General features: G+C 70.6%; 5 protein-coding genes. 4 read left to right on the top strand and 1 reads right to left on the bottom strand.

The annotated features are described in order from the left end of the window. Positions 1-129: 129 nt before the first annotated feature. The 3 genes from IG78_RS52370 to IG78_RS0140805 all read left to right on the top strand — a co-directional run bounded on the left by IG78_RS52370 (position 130) and on the right by IG78_RS0140805 (position 2,933). Positions 130-261 (top strand): hypothetical protein, encoded by a 132-nt coding sequence (locus tag IG78_RS52370; RefSeq protein ID WP_263972760.1) that lies wholly within the window; start codon positions 130-132, stop codon positions 259-261. A gap of 964 nt (positions 262-1,225) precedes the next feature. Then, positions 1,226-2,002 (top strand): barstar family protein, encoded by a 777-nt coding sequence (locus tag IG78_RS52085; protein WP_225882441.1) that lies wholly within the window; start codon positions 1,226-1,228, stop codon positions 2,000-2,002. A gap of 130 nt (positions 2,003-2,132) precedes the next feature. Further along, positions 2,133-2,933, top strand: coding sequence for a hypothetical protein (locus IG78_RS0140805; protein WP_030574762.1), 801 nt, complete (start codon positions 2,133-2,135; stop codon positions 2,931-2,933). A 31-nt stretch (positions 2,934-2,964) separates the two neighbouring features. Here IG78_RS0140805 and IG78_RS0140800 read toward each other — a convergent pair whose 3' ends face one another. Beyond that, complete coding sequence (locus IG78_RS0140800) at positions 2,965-3,783, bottom strand: hypothetical protein (protein ID WP_030574761.1); 819 nt, start codon at positions 3,781-3,783, stop codon at positions 2,965-2,967. 47 nt (positions 3,784-3,830) lie between these two features. Here IG78_RS0140800 and IG78_RS0140795 point away from each other — a divergent pair. Next, positions 3,831-4,299 (top strand): hypothetical protein (locus tag IG78_RS0140795; RefSeq protein ID WP_030574760.1); only part of this gene is annotated, 469 nt, incomplete at its 3' end.

Below are 4,299 nucleotides of genomic sequence, written 5' to 3'. Positions count from 1 at the left end.
TTCCAGAACTACCTCGACCAACGCGAGATCCCTCGCCTGAAGTCCTGGCGAACCCTGGGCACTTGACTGCGCCGGTATCAAGATCACCGACAGAGTCAACCTCCCGACACCCTGGACCACCCCGACCAGGTGCCTGCCTCACTGGAGCGGCTGGGGCGTGCCGCCGGCTTCTGCCCGGACGAGTTGCGTGCTGCTCTGGACTACCTCGCGGACGAGACGGGTGAGATCACGCTGTACCGCGGGATGCCACCGGCCCGGTGACGGCGCAGGACCTGCTCGTGCACGCCCATTTCCGGATCGACATCGACTGGGACGTGTACGGCGAGAACTGCATCTGCGTGGTCCGCAGCGCCTGAACGGCTGCCGGGAAGATCAGATCCAGAAGGGGCCGCCGCGCTGGGACAGGACGGTGGGCTGGCCTGTCTGGTCGATGATCGCGCGCCGTCAGTCCCTGCGGCTGCGGTAGTGCTCTGGGTCCAGGCGCGGGGGAGCGGCCTGCCACTCCGCCGGGTGCTGGGCCACGGCATCCAGCACGGTGGCCTCCCGCTCGGTGATCTCCACGGCGGACCAGCGTGATGGAGTGTGCCGTGGCGGCACGGGCGCCGCAGTACGGCAGCAGTGTCACCGGCTCCTGCGTCTGGACAGCGCGCTGAAGGACGACGAACGCGTCCGCGAGCACATCCTGCTCCGCCTGGGGCAGACCTGCTGCCGGAGCTGTGGGGAGCCAGGCGAGGATGACCTCGCACTCGGTGGCGTTCAGCCGCCCCCCGTCCCCGGCGAACAGGTGATGGAACACACGCACCAGCAGGTCCAGGCGGCGGGGCTTGGTCCGGCGGTCGTACAGACAGTGCGCGCACAGCCAGCCCAGCGCGGTGAATCGCCGTCCACGGGGTGGCGAAGCTGGCCCACCAGGTCTCCGGCGGCGATGGGGGTGGTGCACAGGTGGCAGGAGGAGTCCGCCCGAAGCCGCTATCTAGTGCTCCGATCCGCTCGTGCAGGTCAAGAAGCCGGCTGGCAGCCAGTCAAGTAGAGGCTGTACCAGTGGGGAGTCCAGTCGTTTGGCCAGGTCCCGAACGCGGCAATGGGGCCGCTCTCCGTGTTGCTCGCCCCCGCGCCCCATGGGGCGGCCGAGGAGTATGCGGCATCCCCTTCCAACTTTGCCCTAGGTAGGGCATAGTCACGAAAGGGGGGGGGCACCCCCTCACCGACACAAGGAGCAGGGGCCATGTCTGATCTGTATGCGAGCATCCAGCGGGTTCTGGAGGGCACGCCTGGCGTGTACGACATCGACGCGCTGGCGGACGCCCTGCGGGGCATGGGCGCGACCACGGTGGACGACGTGCCCGCAGAGGAGTTCTGGGACCTGGTCAGCGCACACGAGCTGCCCGAGCTGCCTGTGGAGCCCGGTCCCCTCGACCGGTTCCGGGCTGAGCTGTCCCAAGCGTGGGCCGAGGCTCCCGCCGGTTCCCCGGCCGTCTGGCAGCGTGGCGGCGTCACTTTGGAGTCTGTCGGCGTCTCACGGGTCAACTTCGCTCTGCCGCAGACGCTCGCCACCCATCGCGTCAGCGTGGCGGGCCTCCTGCCCGTCACGGAGCTGACCCCCGATCAGGTGTCCTCGTGGTCCCGGCTGTGGGCGACGGTCGAGGCCCTGCTGGCCGACTGGTCCAGGGCCGTGGCCGATCAGCGCTTGACGCACGAGCAGGCAGTGGCCCGCGCACGGGCCGCCCGCGCCGCCGCTGAGGCCGCCGCCGCCGCAGAACGGGGGGCACGCACCCGCCTTGCCGAGCTGCTCGACGCTCCCGCCCTGTCCACCACGATGTCCCGCGACGAGGTCGCCGACTACCTGGGCATTGCCCCCGGTTCCGTCAGCAAGCAGATGCGCCGATGGGGCATCTCCTCAGAGGGACCGGGCGGGCCCAGGGCTGCCCGGTACCCCACCGCCGAGGTCCAGGCCCACGCCGCCAAGCGCCTCGGCAGGGGCCACCGCAGCGACCTCGACTGAACCGGACACACCCGCCCGCTCGGCTCACTACGCTGAAAGCGGCCGCCCCGTCGGCGGCCGTCTGCTCCCCGCCGCTGCGGGGATGCCACCCCTCAAAGTGGCCATCCACCGCCCTCACCGGGAGACTTCCGTGCCGCCTACCGACAGCACCGCGCCCTTCCTGGACCTGAACCTGTGGGGCACCGGCCCCCTGGACCCAGCGGAACTCGCGCGACTTGCCGCCCACGCCGGCCATTACCTGGCCCTGCACACCCTCCGCCCCACCCCCACCCCGCATCCGCCCCACAATCCGCCCTTCCAGAGCATCGCCACCGACGACGGATGGATCCAGCGGGCGGGATGGCGGAAGATCCAACCCCACCCCAGCCGCCCGGCGCCCGGCGCCCTCGCCCCGTCCGCGGTCAGCCGCCGCCTCACCCGGCCCGCGGAAATCCGGAAACTCCTCCGCAAGACGATGCGAGACCTGCGCATCGACCCCCTCTTCGACACCGTGCCCGACGGCGTCGCCCTGGCCCTCACCGACGACCGCCCCGTACCGGACAGCTACTGGGCCTACCTGGCCCAGGAATGGGCACAGAGCATCACCGGCGCACCTGACTCCATCCTCCGCCTCCCGCCCTTCCACGACAGCACCACCCGGGCATACCGCCACGCCAGAATCTGGCTGCACCGGGAAATCGCCGAGGGTGCCGACGAGCTGACACCCGTAGCCGAAGCGCTCACCACACCCGGCGGCCCCGCCGACCTCATGGACGTGCGCGTCCTGCTGGCCTACGACCGGCCCGCCCACGCCCAGTCACGCACAGAACGGATCATGCTGGCCCGCCTGGTCACCCTGTACTGGACGGCCCTCGACCTCCACCACCACGACACCCCCCTCCTCGACCTCCTGTCCGACCGCCTCGGACGCCGGAACCCGCTCCCCGGGTAACTTCAGTGCAAGTGCGCGATGCCGGTGCGGCTCACCTGGGGCTGCGCGTCGGCGGGGTGGATTCCAGGGTGCGGTCGATGGTGGTGCGGGCGATGCCGGTGGCGCGGTGGATGTCAGCCTTGCTGATGCCGCACTGAAGAGCCCAGTGAATCAGGGTGTCACGCTGCGAGGTGTCAAGATCCTGCTTCCAGCGCTGCGCCAGGAGCGGGAAGATGCGCTCGTTCCAGGGGCGGACGGCCCCCGGGAGGCGGGGACCCCACGGCAGTTCCCACAGCGCCGACAGCGGCGGGAGGGTCTGGTCCACAGGTGGCAGTGTGGCGAGCGCGGCTTCGGCGACCGCGGCCCGTTCCCGGCTGAGGCGCGCCAGGATCGCCGCGCCGAGGCCGGCGCCTTCCAGCTCTGCCGGGTCGTCGTTGCTGGCGAACGTGTCCCGGATCTTCCGCGCCCACGCCCCCTTGTCGTGGACCGTTTGCAGTTCCTCGCTGGCATCCCGGTATACCTGCACGTATCCGCGGTCCTCCAGGAGCTCCCGCAGCGCCTTTTGCCTGTCGTCCAGGCGCCAGGTACGGGCCAGGTGGGCGAGGGTTCGCGCCCATGGGGTGATCTCGGCGACCGCCGCAGCCTGTCGCTGCGGTTGCGCGTCGCGGCTGTCGATCACTTCGGCGACTGCCACGGCCTCGCCGCCGTCCAGGAGGTACACGCGCGCGCCCCCGTCCACGGTCCATCGGGACGGCCCCGCCGGGGTGTGGATCTCGGTGTACGGGGTGAGGACGATATGGACGCCGGAGGCCTGTGCGCGGGGTGGTTGGCGGTGGTCGGCGACGTCGAAGACGGGGACGGACGGAGTCACAGTGCCTCCACAACTACTCAATCGCCCCCAGCGACATCGCCGCCGTCATGAGCCGCAACCCCTACGGCCAGACCCGCGAAGACCTGCTGCACCGCAAGGCCACCGACGGCACACGCCCGCCTATGGCCCGCCCCCATCAGCCGGGCCTCGGCTGGGACAAACAGGACGACCTCGCCGCCGTCTTCGCTGCGCAGCACCCGGACGAGTACAAGGTCGCCACCACCGGGTACTGGCGCAACACCGAGCGCCCCTGGCAGCGCTGCTGGCCTCACCGGGTCCTGATCCCCGCCGGCCACGACCCCGCATCCGGCCCGGCGCCCATCATCTCCACGCTGACCTTCCGCACCACCCCCAAGCCCCTCGACGAAAAGGGGTGGGGGCCGGACGGCAGCACCAAGATCCCACTGGCCGACTACGACCACCACCAGTGGCTCCTCGACACCTACGGCCTTTGCTATGGCTACGTCATCGCCTACAGCAGCCACGACACCGAGACCCGCACCTACCGCATCCGTC

The sequence above is a fragment of the Streptomyces aureocirculatus genome, from assembly GCF_000720475.1.
GTDB lineage: Bacteria > Actinomycetota > Actinomycetes > Streptomycetales > Streptomycetaceae > Streptomyces > Streptomyces aureocirculatus.
This window is presented reverse-complemented; position numbering and strand designations above follow the sequence as displayed.